This is a genomic window from Streptomyces polyrhachis (assembly GCF_042663125.1).
In the GTDB taxonomy this organism is placed as follows: domain Bacteria; phylum Actinomycetota; class Actinomycetes; order Streptomycetales; family Streptomycetaceae; genus Streptomyces; species Streptomyces polyrhachii.
The window spans coordinates 1-13504 of record NZ_JBHSZO010000068.1; the positions used below are offsets into that span (position 1 = coordinate 1).

Consider the following 13504-nt stretch of genomic DNA (forward strand, 5'->3'; position numbering starts at 1 on the left):
CACGTGCTCGGGAAGCGCGGCCGGCGTGCCCCTCAGGCGGTGGCCCCGGTGCGGCGCCCGTGTATCCGCCCGGCCCCTACCGCAACGCCGCGGGCAAAGCGCCGGACGAGCCCAATCCGTACGCCGCGCCGCCCGCCGGCGGCCACACCGGCCGACCGGGCCCGTACCAGCCGCCGCGCACCGGCCCGTACGCACCGCCCCCCGCCGCCCCGGGGTCGAACGGCCAGCCGAACCCGTACGCGACCGGTGGCCCGGACGGCCCTCCCCCGCCGCCTGCCGGCCCACCCGGCGAGCGCTACTGAGGCCCGCGACCTGCCCATCCTTCGGACCCGAGCGCTCACGGCGACCACCCGCCGGTAGGTTGGCCCCTCATGAGCGCATCGTCTGACGCCCCCACGCTGCTGATCAAGATCTTCGGCCGGGACCGGCCCGGCATCACCGCCGGCCTCTTCCGTACGCTCGCCGGCTACGGCCTCGACGTCGTGGACATCGAGCAGACCGTCACCCGCGGCCGTATCACCCTCTGCGCCCTGGTCACCGCGCCCGCGACCGGTGTGGCGACGGAGGGCGCACTGCGCGCCACCGTGCACGGCTGGGCGGAGTCCGTCGGCCTGCAGGCGGAGATCCTCTCCGGTACCGGCGACAACCCGCCCCGCGGGCACGGGCGTTCGCACGTCACCGTGCTCGGCCATCCGCTGACGGCCGGGGCCACCGCCGCCGTCACGGCGGCGATCACCGCGACCGGCGGCAACATCGACCGCATCTTCCGCCTCGCCAAGTACCCGGTGACGGCGGTGGAGTTCGCCGTCTCCGGCGTCCCGACCGGGGAGCTGCGCACCGTGCTGGCGCCCGAGTCCTCGGCCCTCGGCGTGGACGTCGCCGTGGTCTCCGCCGGGCTGCAGCGCCGGGCGCAGCGGCTGGTGGTGATGGACGTGGACTCCACGCTCATCCAGGACGAGGTGATCGAGCTGTTCGCCGGGCACGCCGGCTGCGAGGCCGAGGTCGCCGGGGTGACGGCGCGGGCGATGCGCGGGGAGTTGGACTTCGAGCAGTCGCTGCACGCGCGCGTCGCGCTGCTGGCGGGGCTGGACGCCTCGGTGGTGGAGAAGGTCCGCGCGCAGGTGCGGCTCACGCCGGGGGCGCGCACCCTGGTCCGTACGCTCAAGCGGCTCGGCTACCAGGTCGGAGTGGTCTCGGGCGGTTTCACGCAGGTCACGGACGCGCTGCGGGAGGAGCTGGGGCTGGACTTCGCCGCCGCCAACACGCTGGAGATCGTGGACGGCAGGCTGACGGGCCGGGTCACCGGCGAGATCGTCGACCGGGCGGGCAAGGCGCGGCTGCTGCGCTCCTTCGCCGCGGCCGCGGGGGTGCCGCTGGCGCAGACGGTCGCGATCGGCGACGGCGCCAACGACCTCGACATGCTCAACGCGGCGGGGCTCGGCGTGGCGTTCAACGCCAAGCCCCTGGTCCGCGAGGCGGCGCACACCGCGGTGAACGTGCCCTTCCTGGACACGGTGCTCTACCTGCTGGGCATCACGCGCGAGGAGGTCGAGGCGGCGGGCGTGGCGGAGTGAGCCGCAGGCGCCCGGGCCGGTCAGACGTGCGGGCCGGTCAGGCGTGCGGGGTCCAGTACTCCGTCAGCGCGCCGACGCCGTGCTCGACGGACTTCCAGTCGCCGTCGAACGTCACGACCGCGAGCGCCGCCGTGGGAAAGGCCGTCCGCCGCATCCGCGCCGCCGCGTCCCCCTCGCTCGTCCCGGCGAGGGCGTCGGCGAGGGCGTGCATACCGGGGTTGTGGCCGACGAGCAGCAGGTCGCGGACCTCGTCCGGGGTCTCGTTGATCAGGGCGATCAGCTCGCCGAGTGACGCCTCGTACATCCGGTCCTCGTACACCGTCCGGGGGCGCCTGCCCAGCTCCGGCGCCGCGAGCTTCCAGGTCTCGCGGGCGCGAACGGCCGTGGAGCACAGGGCCAGTTCGGGAGCGGACTCCAGCGCGGCGATCCGGCGGCCGGCGCTGGCGGCCTCCTGGCGACCGCGCTCGGCGAGGGGGCGGTCGTGGTCGGAGACCTGCGGCCAGTCCGCTTTGGCATGCCGCAGGATGACGAGGCTACGGGGTGTTTCGGCGCTCATACGTCCCAGGTTCGCATGAATTCCTATGCCGTGCGGCCGGTGTGGGGATGCTCGCCCGCCAGGGGTGAACTCCGTCCGCCCGGCGCGTAATTCGGGTCGCGGGCGTCGGGCGGCGGGAAGGCGGGGCGGCTCGCGGACGGCCGGTGGCGGACCGGTGGCGGCTTCGCGCGGACGCGGGGTGGGGATAACCCCACCGTCCCCTAGGGGGCTGGTGTCAGGGTCGAGTGGGTGGGTCACCTGATGGGAATACCCGGCCGCGTTGCGTACGTTCGAAGTCGATGGAGGACGACTCTCGGGGGGACCCATGACGGCCACGACCCGTACCAGGCCCGTGACCGGGCCGCTCCACACACGGCTGCGGTGGTGGGGCGTCGCCCTGCCGGCCGCGATGTTCACCGCCCTGCTGTACGCCCTGGGCTCCCCCGCCGGCGCGGCGTCCTCGGAGGAGCCGCTGCTGCGGCTGCTGGCGTGGCTGGCGGACGCGCTGTCCGCGCTGCGCTGAGCGCCGCTCCGGCCGCGCCCGGGCCTACGCCAGGAAGCTGGCCGCGACGCCGATGACGACGGTGATCCCGAGGATCACGGCGAGGATGAGCAGCAGCTTGCGCTGCCCGCCCTGGGGGTTCGGTTCGAGTACGGACATGCGCTCATCCTCTCATCCGGCGGCGGTGCGCCGGCCTGCGGGTCCGACTCCCGCCTCGTCCTCCACCACCCGGTCGCGCCCGGCCAGCAGGCCCACCGCCAGCTGCCCCGCCATCAGCGCCGCGAGGAGGGCCAGGGGTACGTCCCAGCCGCCCGTGCGCTCGTACAGCGCGCCGACGACCAGCGGTCCGGGGATCGCGATCAGATAGCCCGTGCTCTGGACGAAGGCGGACAGGCGCACCACGCCCGCGCCGGTGCGGGCGCGTACCCCGATGAGGGTGAGGACCAGCGGGAAGGCGCAGTTCGACACGGCCAGCAGCAGCGCCCAGGCCCAGGCGCCGGCCGCCGGCGCCAGCCACAGTCCGATGTAGCCGGCCAGTCCGCAGGCCGCGAGGACGACGACGATGGGCCCCTGGTGCCCCATCCGCGCCGCGATGCGCGGCAGGACGAAGGAGACCGGGACGCCCATCCCCATCACGACGGCGAGCAGCGCTCCCGCCGTGCCGGCCGGGACGCCGGCGTCGCGGAAGATCTGCGGGAGCCAGCCCAGCGTCACGTACGCCGCGGTGGCCTGGAAGCCGAAGAAGACCGCCAGTGCCCAGGCGGTGGGGCTCCTGGTGATACGGATCGGCGCCTCCAGGGCGCTCATCTCCCGCACCCCGCGGCCCGCCCGGTCGGTACGGGCTGCCGCCGCCCACGGCAGCAGCGCGGCGGCGGCGAGCGCGGCCCAGAGCCCGAGCCCCAGCCGCCAGTCGCCGCCCAGGGCGTCGGTGACGGGCACGGTCGCGGCGGCGGCAGCGGCGGTGCCCAGGGCCAGGCCCATCGAGTACAGCCCGGTCATCGGGCCGATCCGGTCGGGGAACCAGCGCTTGACGATCACCGGCATCAGGACGTTGCTCACCGCGATGCCGGCGAGGGCGAGCGCGCTGACCGCGAGGAACGCGGCCGTACCGCCGGCGAGGGAGCGCAGGGCGAGGCCCGCCGTGATCAGGGCGAGCCCGGCGCCCACCACGCCCACCGGCCCGAAGCGGCGGGCCAGCCGCGGGGCGAGGCTGCCGAAGAGGGCGAAGCAGAGCGCCGGCATCGAGGTGAGCAGCCCGGCCACGGTGGGGCTCATCCCCACGCCCGCGCGCACCTCCTCCAGCAGGGCGCCGAGCGCGGCGATGCCGGCCCGCAGGTTGAGCGCCGCCAGCAGCAGCGCGACCACCAGCAGCGGCCGTGTCCAGCGCGCACCGGCGGCCGGGGTGCGTATCGCCGGGGAGGACGGGGGCGCGGCCGTGCGCCGGATCGGCGTGGAACTCATCCCCCCATAATGCCTGCTGTATACAACGAACTGCTCCGGGGTCCACGTCCTGGACATACGGGCGCCCCGCACCGGCCGGTGCGGGGCGCCCGTATGCGCGGGGTGCCTCAGGCGCCGATGGCGTGCAGGCCGCCGTCCACGTGGACGATCTCGCCGGTCGTCTTGGGGAACCAGTCCGAGAGCAGCGCGACCACGCCGCGGCCGGCCGGGCCGGGGTCGGAGAGGTCCCAGGCCAGCGGGGAGCGGGTGTCCCAGACCGCCGCCAGGTCCGAGAAGCCGGGGATGGACTTCGCGGCCATCGAGGCGAGCGGGCCGGCGGAGACCAGGTTGCAGCGGATGCCGTCCTTGCCCAGGTCGCGGGCGAGGTAGCGGCTGGTGGCCTCCAGGGCGGCCTTCGCCGGGCCCATCCAGTCGTACTGCGGCCAGGCGAACTGCGCGTCGAAGGTCAGGCCGACGATCGAGCCGCCGCCCGTGCCGGTCTCGGCGTCGTACTCCGCCATCAGTGGCTTGCAGGCCATGGCGAGGGACTTCAGCGAGAACGCCGAGACGTGCATCGCGGTGGCGACCGACTCGAAGGGGGTGTTGAGGAAGTTGCCGCCCAGGGCGTCCGCCGGGGCGAAGCCGATGGAGTGCACGACGCCGTCCAGGCCGCCCAGCTCGGCGCGGACCTGCTCGGCCAGCCCGTCGAGGTGCTCGGCGTTGGTGACGTCGAGTTCGAGGACCTTGACCGGCTTGGGCAGCTTCCTGGCGATGCGCTCGGTCAGCGTCGGGCGGGGGAAGGCGGTGAGGATGATCTCCGCGCCCTGCTCCTGCGCGAGCTTCGCGGTGTGGAAGGCGATGGATGACTCCAGCAGCACCCCGGTGATGAGGACGCGCTTGCCGTCGAGGATTCCGCTCATGGTGGTCAGTGACCCATGCCCAATCCGCCGTCAACGGGAATGACGGCTCCAGTGATGTACGAGGCGTCGTCGGAGGCCAGGAAGCGCACGGCGGCGGCGACCTCCTCCGGCCGGGCGTAGCGGCCCAGCGGCACCTGGGCGACGATGCCGGCGCGCTGCTCGTCGCTGAGCGCGCGCGTCATGTCGGTGTCGACGAAGCCCGGTGCGACGACGTTGAAGGTGATGTTCCGCGAGCCCAGTTCGCGGGCGAGGGAGCGGGCGAAGCCGACGAGGGCGGCCTTGGAGGCGGCGTAGTTCGCCTGGCCCGCGGAGCCGAGCAGGCCCACCACGGAGGAGATCAGCACGACGCGGCCCTTCTTGGCGCGCAGCATGCCCCGGTTGGCGCGCTTGACCACGCGGAAGGTGCCGGTGAGGTTGGTGTCGATGACGGAGGTGAAGTCCTCCTCCGACATCCGCATCAGCAGCTGGTCCTTGGTGACGCCGGCGTTGGCCACCAGCACCTCGACCGGGCCGTGCTTCTCCTCGATCTCCTTGTAGGCGCTCTCCACCTGCTCCGGGTCGGTGATGTCGCATCTGACCGCGAGGCATCCCTGTTCGAGCAGGGCTGCCGGGGGCTCCCCGCTGCGGTACGTGACGGCGACCCGGTCGCCCGCGTCGGCGAAGGCACGGGCGATGGCGAGGCCGATGCCCCGGTTGCCACCGGTGACGAGTACGGAGCGGCTCACGGGCCCACCCTTTCGGTCGAGGTCGGTCGAGGTCGGGCATGCCTCCGGGGCGGCGGACCGCCCGGTGGCATACCGGAAACCTATCGGGCACGGGGGCACCCCCGGCCATCGGCCTGCGACAGGAGGGGCGGCGGGCGACTGTTCGATCCCTACAACGGGCGGGTGGCCGCACCGGCCGCCGGCGCCGCTCTTATCCCGTATCCCTCCCCCGCCCCCACGTGCTTGACTGCTCTCTGCCATCCGCCTGATACGGCCCCCTCGCGCCCTCCCGCCCGTGAGCGAAAGGACCCCCGTGCCCCATCAGATCGACGAGGCTTTCCTCGCGCTTCCCCTGCGTCCGCTGGCCGATGCCGCTCTCGCCCGGGCCCGGGCGCTGGGCGCCGAGCACGCCGACTTCCGGCTGGAGCGGGTGCGCAGCGCCTCCTGGCGGCTGCGGGACGCGGAGTCGGCCGGCTCCTCCGACTCCACCGATCTCGGCTACGCGGTACGGGTCGTGCACGGCGGCGCCTGGGGTTTCGCCTCCGGGGTCGACCTGACGATGGACGGCGCGGCGAAGGTGGCCTCGCAGGCGGTGGCGATGGCGCAGCTGTCCGCGGAGGTCATCCGGGCCGCGGGGTCTGACGAGCAGGTGTCGCTGGCGCCCGAGCCGGTGCACGCGGACGCCACGTGGGTGTCGGCGTACGAGGTCAACCCCTTCGACGTGCCGGACGCCGAGAAGGCCGCCCTGCTGACCGACTTCAGCCGGCGGCTGCTCGGTGCCGAGGGCGTGGACCATGTGGACGCCTCGCTGCAGGCCGTGCAGGAGAACAAGTTCTACGCCGACAGCGCCGGTACGACGACCACCCAGCAACGTGTGCGCGTCCACCCGCAGTTGACCGCCACCGCGGTGGCCGCCTCCGGCGAGTTCGAGTCGATGCGCACCCTCGCACCGCCGGTGGGCCGGGGTTGGGAGTACCTGACCGGCACCGGCTGGGACTGGGACGCGGAGTTGGCCCGCATCCCCGGCCTGCTGGCGGAGAAGCTGGCCGCGCCGAGCGTGCGGGCGGGGACGTACGACCTGGTGGTCGACCCCTCGAACCTGTGGCTGACCATCCACGAATCGATCGGCCACGCCACGGAGTTGGACCGCGCGCTCGGCTACGAGGCGGCCTACGCGGGGACGTCCTTCGCCACCTTCGACCAGCTCGGCACGCTGCGGTACGGCTCCGGGCTGATGAACGTGACCGGCGACCGCACCGCCGAGCACGGGCTGGCGACCGTCGGCTACGACGACGAGGGCGTGGCCGCGCAGTCCTGGGACCTGGTACGGGACGGGGTGCTCGTCGGCTACCAGCTCGACCGGCGCATCGCCCGGCTCACCGGCTTCGAGCGCTCCAACGGCTGCGCCTTCGCCGACTCCCCGGCCCACGTGCCCGTCCAGCGCATGGCCAACGTCTCGCTGCGGCCGGCGCCGCAGGGGCCGTCCACCGAGGAGCTGATCGGGGAGGTGGAGCGGGGGCTGTACGTCGTGGGCGACCGGTCGTGGTCGATCGACATGCAGCGCTACAACTTCCAGTTCACCGGCCAGCGCGCGTACCTCATCGAGAACGGGCAACTCGCCGGCCAGGTCAAGGACTTCGCCTACCAGGCGACCACCACCGACTTCTGGGGCTCGATGTCCGCCGTCGGCGGCCCGCAGACGTACGTCCTGGGCGGCGCCTTCAACTGCGGCAAGGCGCAGCCCGGCCAGGTCGCGGCGGTCTCGCACGGCTGCCCCTCGGCGCTCTTCCGCAACGTGAACATCCTCAACACCACCCAGGAGGCCGGCCGATGACCACGCACGTCCCGACCCACCGGGGGTCCGGGGGCCGCCCCCCGGAGAAGCACAGTCTGAACACCACCCAGGAGGCCGGCCGATGAGCCCCGCAGCCGTGAAGCCGCACGAGGTCGTCGAGCGGGCGCTGGAGTTGTCGCGCGCCGACGGGTGCGTGGTGATCGCCGACGAGCAGTCGTCCGCGAACCTGCGCTGGGCCGGGAACGCGCTGACCACCAACGGCGTCACCCGCGGCCGTACCCTCACCGTGATCGCCACGGTCGGCGGCGCCCAGGGGACCGCCTCCGGCGTGGTCTCGCGCTCCGGCGTCACGGCGGACGAGCTGGAGTCCCTGGTACGGGCCGCCGAGCAGGCCGCCCGCGAGGCGGGTCCCGCCCAGGACGCCCAGCCGCTGGTGACCGCCGCCCCCGCCTCGGCGGACTTCACCGCGCCCCCCGCCGAGACCTCCTCGGACGTCTTCGCCGCCTTCGCGCCCAGGCTCGGCGCGACCTTCGCTGCCGCCCGCGCGGCCGGCCACGAGCTGTACGGCTTCGCCAACCACCTGATGACGTCCACCTACCTCGGTACGTCGACGGGCCTGCGCCTGCGCCACGACCAGCCCACCGGCACCCTGGAGCTGAACGCCAAGTCCCCGGACCGTACGAGGTCGGCGTGGGCGGGGCGGGCGACGCGCGACTTCACCGACGTCGATCCGGCGGAGCTGGACGCGGAGTTGGCGCAGCGCCTGTCGTGGGCCGAGCGGCAGGTCGAGCTGCCGGCCGGGCGCTACGAGACGCTGCTGCCGCCCAGCGCGGTGGCGGACCTGATGATCTACCTGACCTGGTCGGCCTCGGCCCGCGACGCCCACGAGGGCCGCACGGTCTTCTCCCGGCCGGGCGGCGGGACGCGGATCGGCGAGAAGCTGTCGGCGCTGCCGCTGACCCTGCGCAGCGACCCCGCCGCCCCCGGGCTGGAGTGCGCGCCGTTCACCGTCGCGCACGCCTCGGGCGGCGAGTCCTCCGTCTTCGACAACGGACTGCCGCTGGGCCCGACGGACTGGATCAAGGACGGCACGCTGGCGAACCTGCTCTCCACGCGCTACTCGGCGGGGCTGACCGGACTGCCCGTGACCCCGGAGATCGACAACCTGATCCTCGACGCCGGCGGCACCGCCTCGCTGGAGGAGATGGTCGCGGCCACCGAGCGCGGGCTGCTGCTGACCTGCCTGTGGTACATCCGCGAGGTGGACCCGGCGACGCTGCTGCTGACCGGGCTGACCCGCGACGGGGTGTACCTGGTGGAGAACGGCGAGGTCACCGGCGCGGTGAACAACTTCCGCTTCAACGAATCGCCGGTGGACCTGCTGGGCCGCGCCTCGCAGGCGGGCCGCACCGGGCAGACGCTGCCGCGCGAGTGGAGCGACTGGTTCACCCGGGCGGCGATGCCGGCGCTGCGGGTGCCGGACTTCAACATGAGTTCGGTGAGCCGGGGCGTGTGAGAAAGGGGTGGTCCGCACCCCGTAACCTCGTAGCAGCCGACTGCAACCCCCCAACCTAGGAGCACACGATCGTGACGGACTTCGTCGACGAGCTGAAGTGGCGCGGGGCCATCGCCCTGTCCACGGACGAGGAGGCCTTGCGCAAGGCCCTCGCGGACGGTCCCGTCACGTTCTATTGCGGCTTCGACCCGACGGCGCCGAGCCTGCACGTCGGCCATCTCGTGCAGGTGCTCACCATGCGCCGGCTGCAGCAGGCGGGCCACCGCCCGCTGGCGCTGGTCGGCGGTGCGACCGGCCAGATCGGCGACCCGCGGCCGACCGCGGAGCGCACGCTCAACCCCCCGGAGACCGTCGCGGCGTGGGTGGACCGGCTGCGCGGCCAGATCGAGCCGTTCCTGTCCTTCGAGGGTGAGAACGCGGCCACCATGGTCAACAACCTGGACTGGACGGCCGGCATGTCGGCCATCGAGTTCCTGCGGGACATCGGCAAGCACTTCCGGGTCAACAAGATGCTGACCAAGGACTCGGTCGCGCGCCGACTGGAGTCCCAGGAGGGCATCAGCTACACGGAGTTCAGCTACCAGCTGCTGCAGGGCATGGACTTCCTGGAGCTCTACCGGCGCCACGGCTGCACCCTGCAGCAGGGCGGCAGCGACCAGTGGGGCAACCTGACGGCCGGCCTGGACCTGATCCACCGACTGGAGCCGGAGGCCGCGGCCCACTGCATCGCCACGCCGCTGATGACCAAGTCGGACGGCACGAAGTTCGGCAAGACCGAGGGCGGGGCCGTCTGGCTCGACCCGGAGATGACCACTCCGTACGCCTTCTACCAGTTCTGGCTGAACGCCGACGACCGGGACGTCACGTCGTACGCCCGGATGCTCAGCTTCCGGAGCCGCGAGGAACTGGAGGAGCTGGAGCAGCTCACCGCCGAGCGCCCCCAGGCCCGCGCCGCCCAGCGCGCGCTGGCCGAGGAGCTGACGACCCTGGTGCACGGGGCGCAGCAGTGCGCCGCGGTGATCGCCGCCTCGAAGGCGCTCTTCGGTCAGGGCGAGCTGGCGGAGCTGGACGAGGCGACGCTCGCCGCGGCGCTCTCGGAGCTGCCGCACGCCAGGGTCGCCGAGCTGGCCCCGGTGGTCGACCTGCTGGCCGAGACGGGTCTGGCGCCCAGCAAGTCCGCCGCGCGGCGGACGGTGAAGGAGGGCGGCGCGTACGTGAACAACGTCAAGGTCACCGCCGAGGACGAGGTCCCCGCCGCCTCCGACCTGCTGCACGGCCGCTGGCTGCTGCTGCGCCGGGGCAAGCGGAACCTGGCGGCCGTCGAGGTCGGCTGACCCGCGCACGCCATACGGGCGGGCCGGCGATCGGGGATCGCCGGCCCGCCCGTACGTTCGAGGGCTTCGGCCGCTATCTGCTGGTCCTGCTGCCGCGGAAGGACGCGTACATCGGCGCACCCAGTGCGACGACGCCGACCGCGCCTGCCAGCTGGAGAAGATGGCGGATCCAGTCGATGCCCCTGGTGTCGTCCACGCCGATCCACGACGCCACCGCGTTGCCCAGCATGCTGCCGGCGACACCGAAGAGCATCGTCAGCCACCAGGGGATGTGCTGCTTACCGGGCAGGATGGCCCGGGCGATGAGGCCCAGGATCAGCCCCAGGATGAGCGCCCACAACCAGCTCATGTCGCCTCCTATGCGGCGGTTCCTATGCAGCGGTGTGCAGATGGTGCCAGTGTGCGTCCGATCGGACTACGCCGCATTCCGGACTGTCCTCTGCTTCGCCTGCCCTTGTCGCCGTGGTGCTGTATTCAGGGGCTACTCGACGCATTCCGGACTGCCCTCTGCTCCGCCCGCCCTTGTCGCCGTGGTGCTGGATTCGGGGGTCGCGCGGTGCGGCGTAGGGTGGGGGGACCAGGTCAAAGCAGGTGGTGGAACGTGATACGGAAGCACGGCAGGACCTCCGCGCCCGAGGTGTTCGCGATCACCGGGGCGCGCAAGGGGCTCACCGAGGACGTGGCGGGCCGGCAGCGGCGCTATGTGATCACCATGCTCGTGCGCGCGGCGGCGGTGGTGGCGGCGGTGCTCCTGTGGAACGTGGAGCGCCATGTGGCGATCGCGGCGCTGGCCTTGGGCACCGTGCTGCCGTACGTCGCGGTGGTGATCGCCAACGCGGGCCGGGAGAACGCGGCCGCGCTGCCCGCCGCCTTCGTCCCCACGCCCGTCCGGCCGGCGCTGGAGCCGACGGAGCACGGCGGCGGGCGAGCGGAGGGCGTACCGGAAGCGGGCAAGCCCGACGCGTCCCCCTCCTGACGTTCCGTCCGGCGGGCGGGGTTGGGGGAAACGGTCGGCGGCGCGGCTGTCAAAGCTCAAGAAAAGCTCAGATCAATCATGCCGTTCCGCTGCCTGACACCCCTACCTCCGTGACATACTTCGTAGGCGCTCCGCATCCCCCGTCGGAGCGACGGACCGACGCCGGGCGGCTCCCCCCGTGGCTGCCCGGCGTCGCCATGTCTGGCCCCGGTGGCCGCGGGCGCCCTGCGCCCGGCCCGTAGGCTGGAGCCGTGATCCTCCCCCTGAACGAGCCTGCCGACGGCCCCGTGACCTGCTCGGCCAAGGGCTGCCGCGCCCCCGCCGTCTGGGTGCTGGCCTGGAACAACCCCAAGCTGCACACCCCGGAGCGCCGCAAGACCTGGCTGGCGTGCGAGGAGCACCGCGAGCACCTCTCGCAGTTCCTGGGGGTGCGGGGCTTCCTCAAGGACGTGGTCGCGCTGGCGGACTGGCAGGAGGCGGAGGAGGCCGGCCCGTAGGAGGAAGCGGTCCGCGAAAGGACCCCGCCCCCGCCGCCGTTCAGTCCCCTATCAGCGCCGCTGCTCAGCCCCCGGTCAGCCGCCGATCGCCGACATCGGCCGCTCCGGCTGTACGAAGTCGGGGTCGTCCAGCCCCGCCCCGGCCTTCTTGCCCCACATCGCCTCCCGCCAGCGCTCGGCGACGGCCTCGTCCGAGGCGCCGGAACGCAGCAGGGCGCGCAGGTCCGTCTCCTCGCGGGCGAAGAGGCAGTTGCGGATCTGGCCGTCGGCCGTGAGCCGCGTGCGGTCGCAGGCGCGGCAGAAGGGGCGGGTGACGGAGGCGATGACGCCCACCCGGTGCGGGCCGCCGTCGACCAGCCAGCGCTCGGCCGGGGAGGCGCCGCGCGCCGTGGCCCCCTCCTCGGTCAGCTCGAAGCGGGTGCGCAGCGAGGCCAGGACGTCCCCGGCGGTGATCATGCCGTCGCGGTGCCAGCCGTGCTGGGCGTCCAGGGGCATCTGCTCGATGAACCGCAGCTCGTAGGAGTGCTCGATCGCCCAGGCGAGGAGGTCGGGGGCCTCGTCGTCGTTGAGCCCGGGCATCAGCACCGTGTTGACCTTCACCGGGTCGAGGCCGGCGGCGCGGGCGGCGGCGAGCCCGCCCAGCACGTCGGCGTGGCGCTTGCGGCGGGTCAACTGCTGGAAGACCTCCGGGCGCAGGGTGTCCAGCGAGACGTTGACCCGGTCGAGGCCGGCGTCGGCGAGCGCCGCCGCCGTGCGCTCCAGGCCGATGCCGTTGGTCGTCAGCGACAGCCGGGGGCGCGGTTCGAGGGCCGCGCAGCGCTGGACGAGGGAGATCAGGCCGGGGCGCAGCAGCGGCTCGCCGCCGGTGAAGCGGACCTCGCGGACGCCCAGGCGGGTCACGGCCAGGGCGACGAGCCGGACGATCTCGTCGTCCGTCAGCAGCTCGGACTTGCCCAGCCACTGCAGGCCCTCCTCGGGCATGCAGTACGTGCAGCGCAGGTTGCAGCGGTCGGTGAGGGAGACCCGCAGGTCGGTGGCCTGACGGCCGAAGGTGTCCATGAGCATGTCGGCGGCCCCTTCACGGATGTCACTGTGCCGCCACCCTACGCGAGGCCACCGACAAGCGGCAGGACGGCGGCTCCCCCAACGCCGCTCCCGCACCGGTCAGATACCGGGTCGGCTACTGGGTCAGTGCGCCCCGGCGCCGGAGAGGGCGCGTACCTCCAGCTCGGCGTACTTCTCGCCGCCCGGGTCCTCGTCGCCGGAGAGCACCGAGCCGAGCCAGCCCAGCAGGAAGCCCGCCGGGATGGAGACCAGGCCCGGGTTCTCCAGGGGGAAGAGGTGGAAGTCGACGCCGGGGAACATCGAGGTCGCCTTGCCGGAGACGACCGGCGAGAGGAGCACCAGCGTCACCGAGACGGTCAGTCCGCCGTAGATGGACCACAGGGCGCCGCTGGTGTTGAAGCGCCGCCAGAAGAGGCTGTAGAGGATGGCCGGCAGGTTGGCGGAGGCGGCGACCGCGAAGGCCAGGGCGACCAGTCCGGCGACGTTCAGCTTCCCGGCGAAGATGCCCAGTCCGACCGCCACCGCGCCGATGCCCACGGCGGCCAGCCGCGCCGCCGCGACCTCCTCGCGCTCACTGGCGCGGCCGCGTTTGATGACGTTGGCGTAGATGTCGTGGGCGAAGGAGGAGGACGAGGCCAGGGTCAGG

15 protein-coding genes are annotated in these 13504 nt (G+C 73.3%); 7 read left to right on the top strand and 8 right to left on the bottom strand.

Annotated features, from left to right (window positions below):
* Positions 1 to 371: 371 nt before the first annotated feature.
* Positions 372 to 1574 carry a phosphoserine phosphatase SerB gene (gene serB, locus ACFQLX_RS25200; protein WP_386418786.1) on the top strand — a complete coding sequence of 401 codons (1203 nt, stop codon included), beginning with the start codon at positions 372 to 374 and terminating at the stop codon, positions 1572 to 1574.
* Between the two features lie 37 nt (positions 1575 to 1611).
* Here the strand turns inward: serB and ACFQLX_RS25205 are convergent, their stop codons facing one another.
* Positions 1612 to 2130, bottom strand: coding sequence for a SixA phosphatase family protein (locus tag ACFQLX_RS25205; protein WP_386418787.1), 519 nt, complete (start codon positions 2128 to 2130; stop codon positions 1612 to 1614).
* Positions 2131 to 2434: 304 nt separating this feature from the next.
* On the opposite strand from ACFQLX_RS25205, the gene ACFQLX_RS25210 reads away from it, so the two are divergent.
* Positions 2435 to 2632, top strand: a complete 198-nt coding sequence (locus ACFQLX_RS25210) for a hypothetical protein (protein WP_386418789.1) — start codon at positions 2435 to 2437, stop codon at positions 2630 to 2632.
* A gap of 24 nt (positions 2633 to 2656) precedes the next feature.
* On the opposite strand, the gene ACFQLX_RS25215 is transcribed toward ACFQLX_RS25210, so the two are convergent.
* From ACFQLX_RS25215 to fabG, 4 genes are all read right to left on the bottom strand, one after another.
* Positions 2657 to 2770: an SGM_5486 family transporter-associated protein gene (locus tag ACFQLX_RS25215; protein WP_386418790.1), complete on the bottom strand. Its 114-nt coding sequence runs from the start codon at positions 2768 to 2770 to the stop codon at positions 2657 to 2659.
* A 12-nt stretch (positions 2771 to 2782) separates the two neighbouring features.
* Entirely contained in the window at positions 2783 to 4072 is a 1290-nt protein-coding gene (locus ACFQLX_RS25220) for an MFS transporter (protein WP_386418792.1), read from the bottom strand.
* A 107-nt stretch (positions 4073 to 4179) separates the two neighbouring features.
* Positions 4180 to 4971 (bottom strand): enoyl-ACP reductase FabI, encoded by a 792-nt coding sequence (fabI, locus tag ACFQLX_RS25225; protein WP_386418794.1) that lies wholly within the window; start codon positions 4969 to 4971, stop codon positions 4180 to 4182.
* A 5-nt stretch (positions 4972 to 4976) separates the two neighbouring features.
* Positions 4977 to 5696, bottom strand: a complete 720-nt coding sequence (gene fabG / locus ACFQLX_RS25230; protein ID WP_386418796.1) for a 3-oxoacyl-[acyl-carrier-protein] reductase — start codon at positions 5694 to 5696, stop codon at positions 4977 to 4979.
* A 292-nt stretch (positions 5697 to 5988) separates the two neighbouring features.
* Here fabG and ACFQLX_RS25235 point away from each other — a divergent pair, with 292 nt between their 5' ends.
* The 3 genes from ACFQLX_RS25235 to tyrS all read left to right on the top strand — a co-directional run bounded on the left by ACFQLX_RS25235 (position 5989) and on the right by tyrS (position 10320).
* Positions 5989 to 7509 (top strand): TldD/PmbA family protein, encoded by a 1521-nt coding sequence (locus ACFQLX_RS25235; protein WP_386418797.1) that lies wholly within the window; start codon positions 5989 to 5991, stop codon positions 7507 to 7509.
* An 82-nt stretch (positions 7510 to 7591) separates the two neighbouring features.
* Positions 7592 to 8986 (top strand): metallopeptidase TldD-related protein, encoded by a 1395-nt coding sequence (locus ACFQLX_RS25240; RefSeq protein WP_386418798.1) that lies wholly within the window; start codon positions 7592 to 7594, stop codon positions 8984 to 8986.
* A 71-nt stretch (positions 8987 to 9057) separates the two neighbouring features.
* The gene (tyrS, locus tag ACFQLX_RS25245) at positions 9058 to 10320 is read left to right on the top strand and encodes a tyrosine--tRNA ligase (RefSeq protein WP_386418800.1); all 1263 of its coding nucleotides are present in this window, start codon (positions 9058 to 9060) and stop codon (positions 10318 to 10320) included.
* Between the two features lie 73 nt (positions 10321 to 10393).
* Here tyrS and ACFQLX_RS25250 read toward each other — a convergent pair whose 3' ends face one another.
* Positions 10394 to 10669, bottom strand: a complete 276-nt coding sequence (locus tag ACFQLX_RS25250; protein WP_386418802.1) for a GlsB/YeaQ/YmgE family stress response membrane protein — start codon at positions 10667 to 10669, stop codon at positions 10394 to 10396.
* 252 nt (positions 10670 to 10921) lie between these two features.
* On the opposite strand from ACFQLX_RS25250, the gene ACFQLX_RS25255 reads away from it, so the two are divergent.
* Positions 10922 to 11296 carry a DUF3099 domain-containing protein gene (locus tag ACFQLX_RS25255; RefSeq protein ID WP_386418803.1) on the top strand — a complete coding sequence of 125 codons (375 nt, stop codon included), beginning with the start codon at positions 10922 to 10924 and terminating at the stop codon, positions 11294 to 11296.
* Positions 11297 to 11547: 251 nt separating this feature from the next.
* The gene (locus ACFQLX_RS25260) at positions 11548 to 11793 is read left to right on the top strand and encodes a hypothetical protein (RefSeq protein ID WP_386418805.1); all 246 of its coding nucleotides are present in this window, start codon (positions 11548 to 11550) and stop codon (positions 11791 to 11793) included.
* Between the two features lie 75 nt (positions 11794 to 11868).
* On the opposite strand, the gene moaA is transcribed toward ACFQLX_RS25260, so the two are convergent.
* Both moaA and ACFQLX_RS25270 read right to left on the bottom strand, forming a co-directional pair.
* The gene (gene moaA / locus ACFQLX_RS25265; protein WP_386418807.1) at positions 11869 to 12858 is read right to left on the bottom strand and encodes a GTP 3',8-cyclase MoaA; all 990 of its coding nucleotides are present in this window, start codon (positions 12856 to 12858) and stop codon (positions 11869 to 11871) included.
* A gap of 123 nt (positions 12859 to 12981) precedes the next feature.
* On the bottom strand, positions 12982 to 13504 hold a 523-nt coding region (locus tag ACFQLX_RS25270), incomplete at its 5' end, for a solute symporter family protein (RefSeq protein WP_386418809.1).

Bases quoted from the DNA above. Each gene is read 5' to 3' on its own strand.
- serB (WP_386418786.1), top strand. From the start codon at position 372: ATGAGCGCATCGTCTGACGCCCCCACGCTGCTGATCAAGATCTTCGGC.
- ACFQLX_RS25205 (WP_386418787.1), bottom strand. From the start codon at position 2,130: ATGAGCGCCGAAACACCCCGTAGCCTCGTCATCCTGCGGCATGCCAAA.
- ACFQLX_RS25210 (WP_386418789.1), top strand. From the start codon at position 2,435: ATGACGGCCACGACCCGTACCAGGCCCGTGACCGGGCCGCTCCACACA.
- ACFQLX_RS25215 (WP_386418790.1), bottom strand. From the start codon at position 2,770: ATGTCCGTACTCGAACCGAACCCCCAGGGCGGGCAGCGCAAGCTGCTG.
- ACFQLX_RS25220 (WP_386418792.1), bottom strand. From the start codon at position 4,072: ATGAGTTCCACGCCGATCCGGCGCACGGCCGCGCCCCCGTCCTCCCCG.
- fabI (WP_386418794.1), bottom strand. From the start codon at position 4,971: ATGAGCGGAATCCTCGACGGCAAGCGCGTCCTCATCACCGGGGTGCTG.
- ACFQLX_RS25240 (WP_386418798.1), top strand. From the start codon at position 7,592: ATGAGCCCCGCAGCCGTGAAGCCGCACGAGGTCGTCGAGCGGGCGCTG.
- ACFQLX_RS25250 (WP_386418802.1), bottom strand. From the start codon at position 10,669: ATGAGCTGGTTGTGGGCGCTCATCCTGGGGCTGATCCTGGGCCTCATC.
- moaA (WP_386418807.1), bottom strand. From the start codon at position 12,858: ATGCTCATGGACACCTTCGGCCGTCAGGCCACCGACCTGCGGGTCTCC.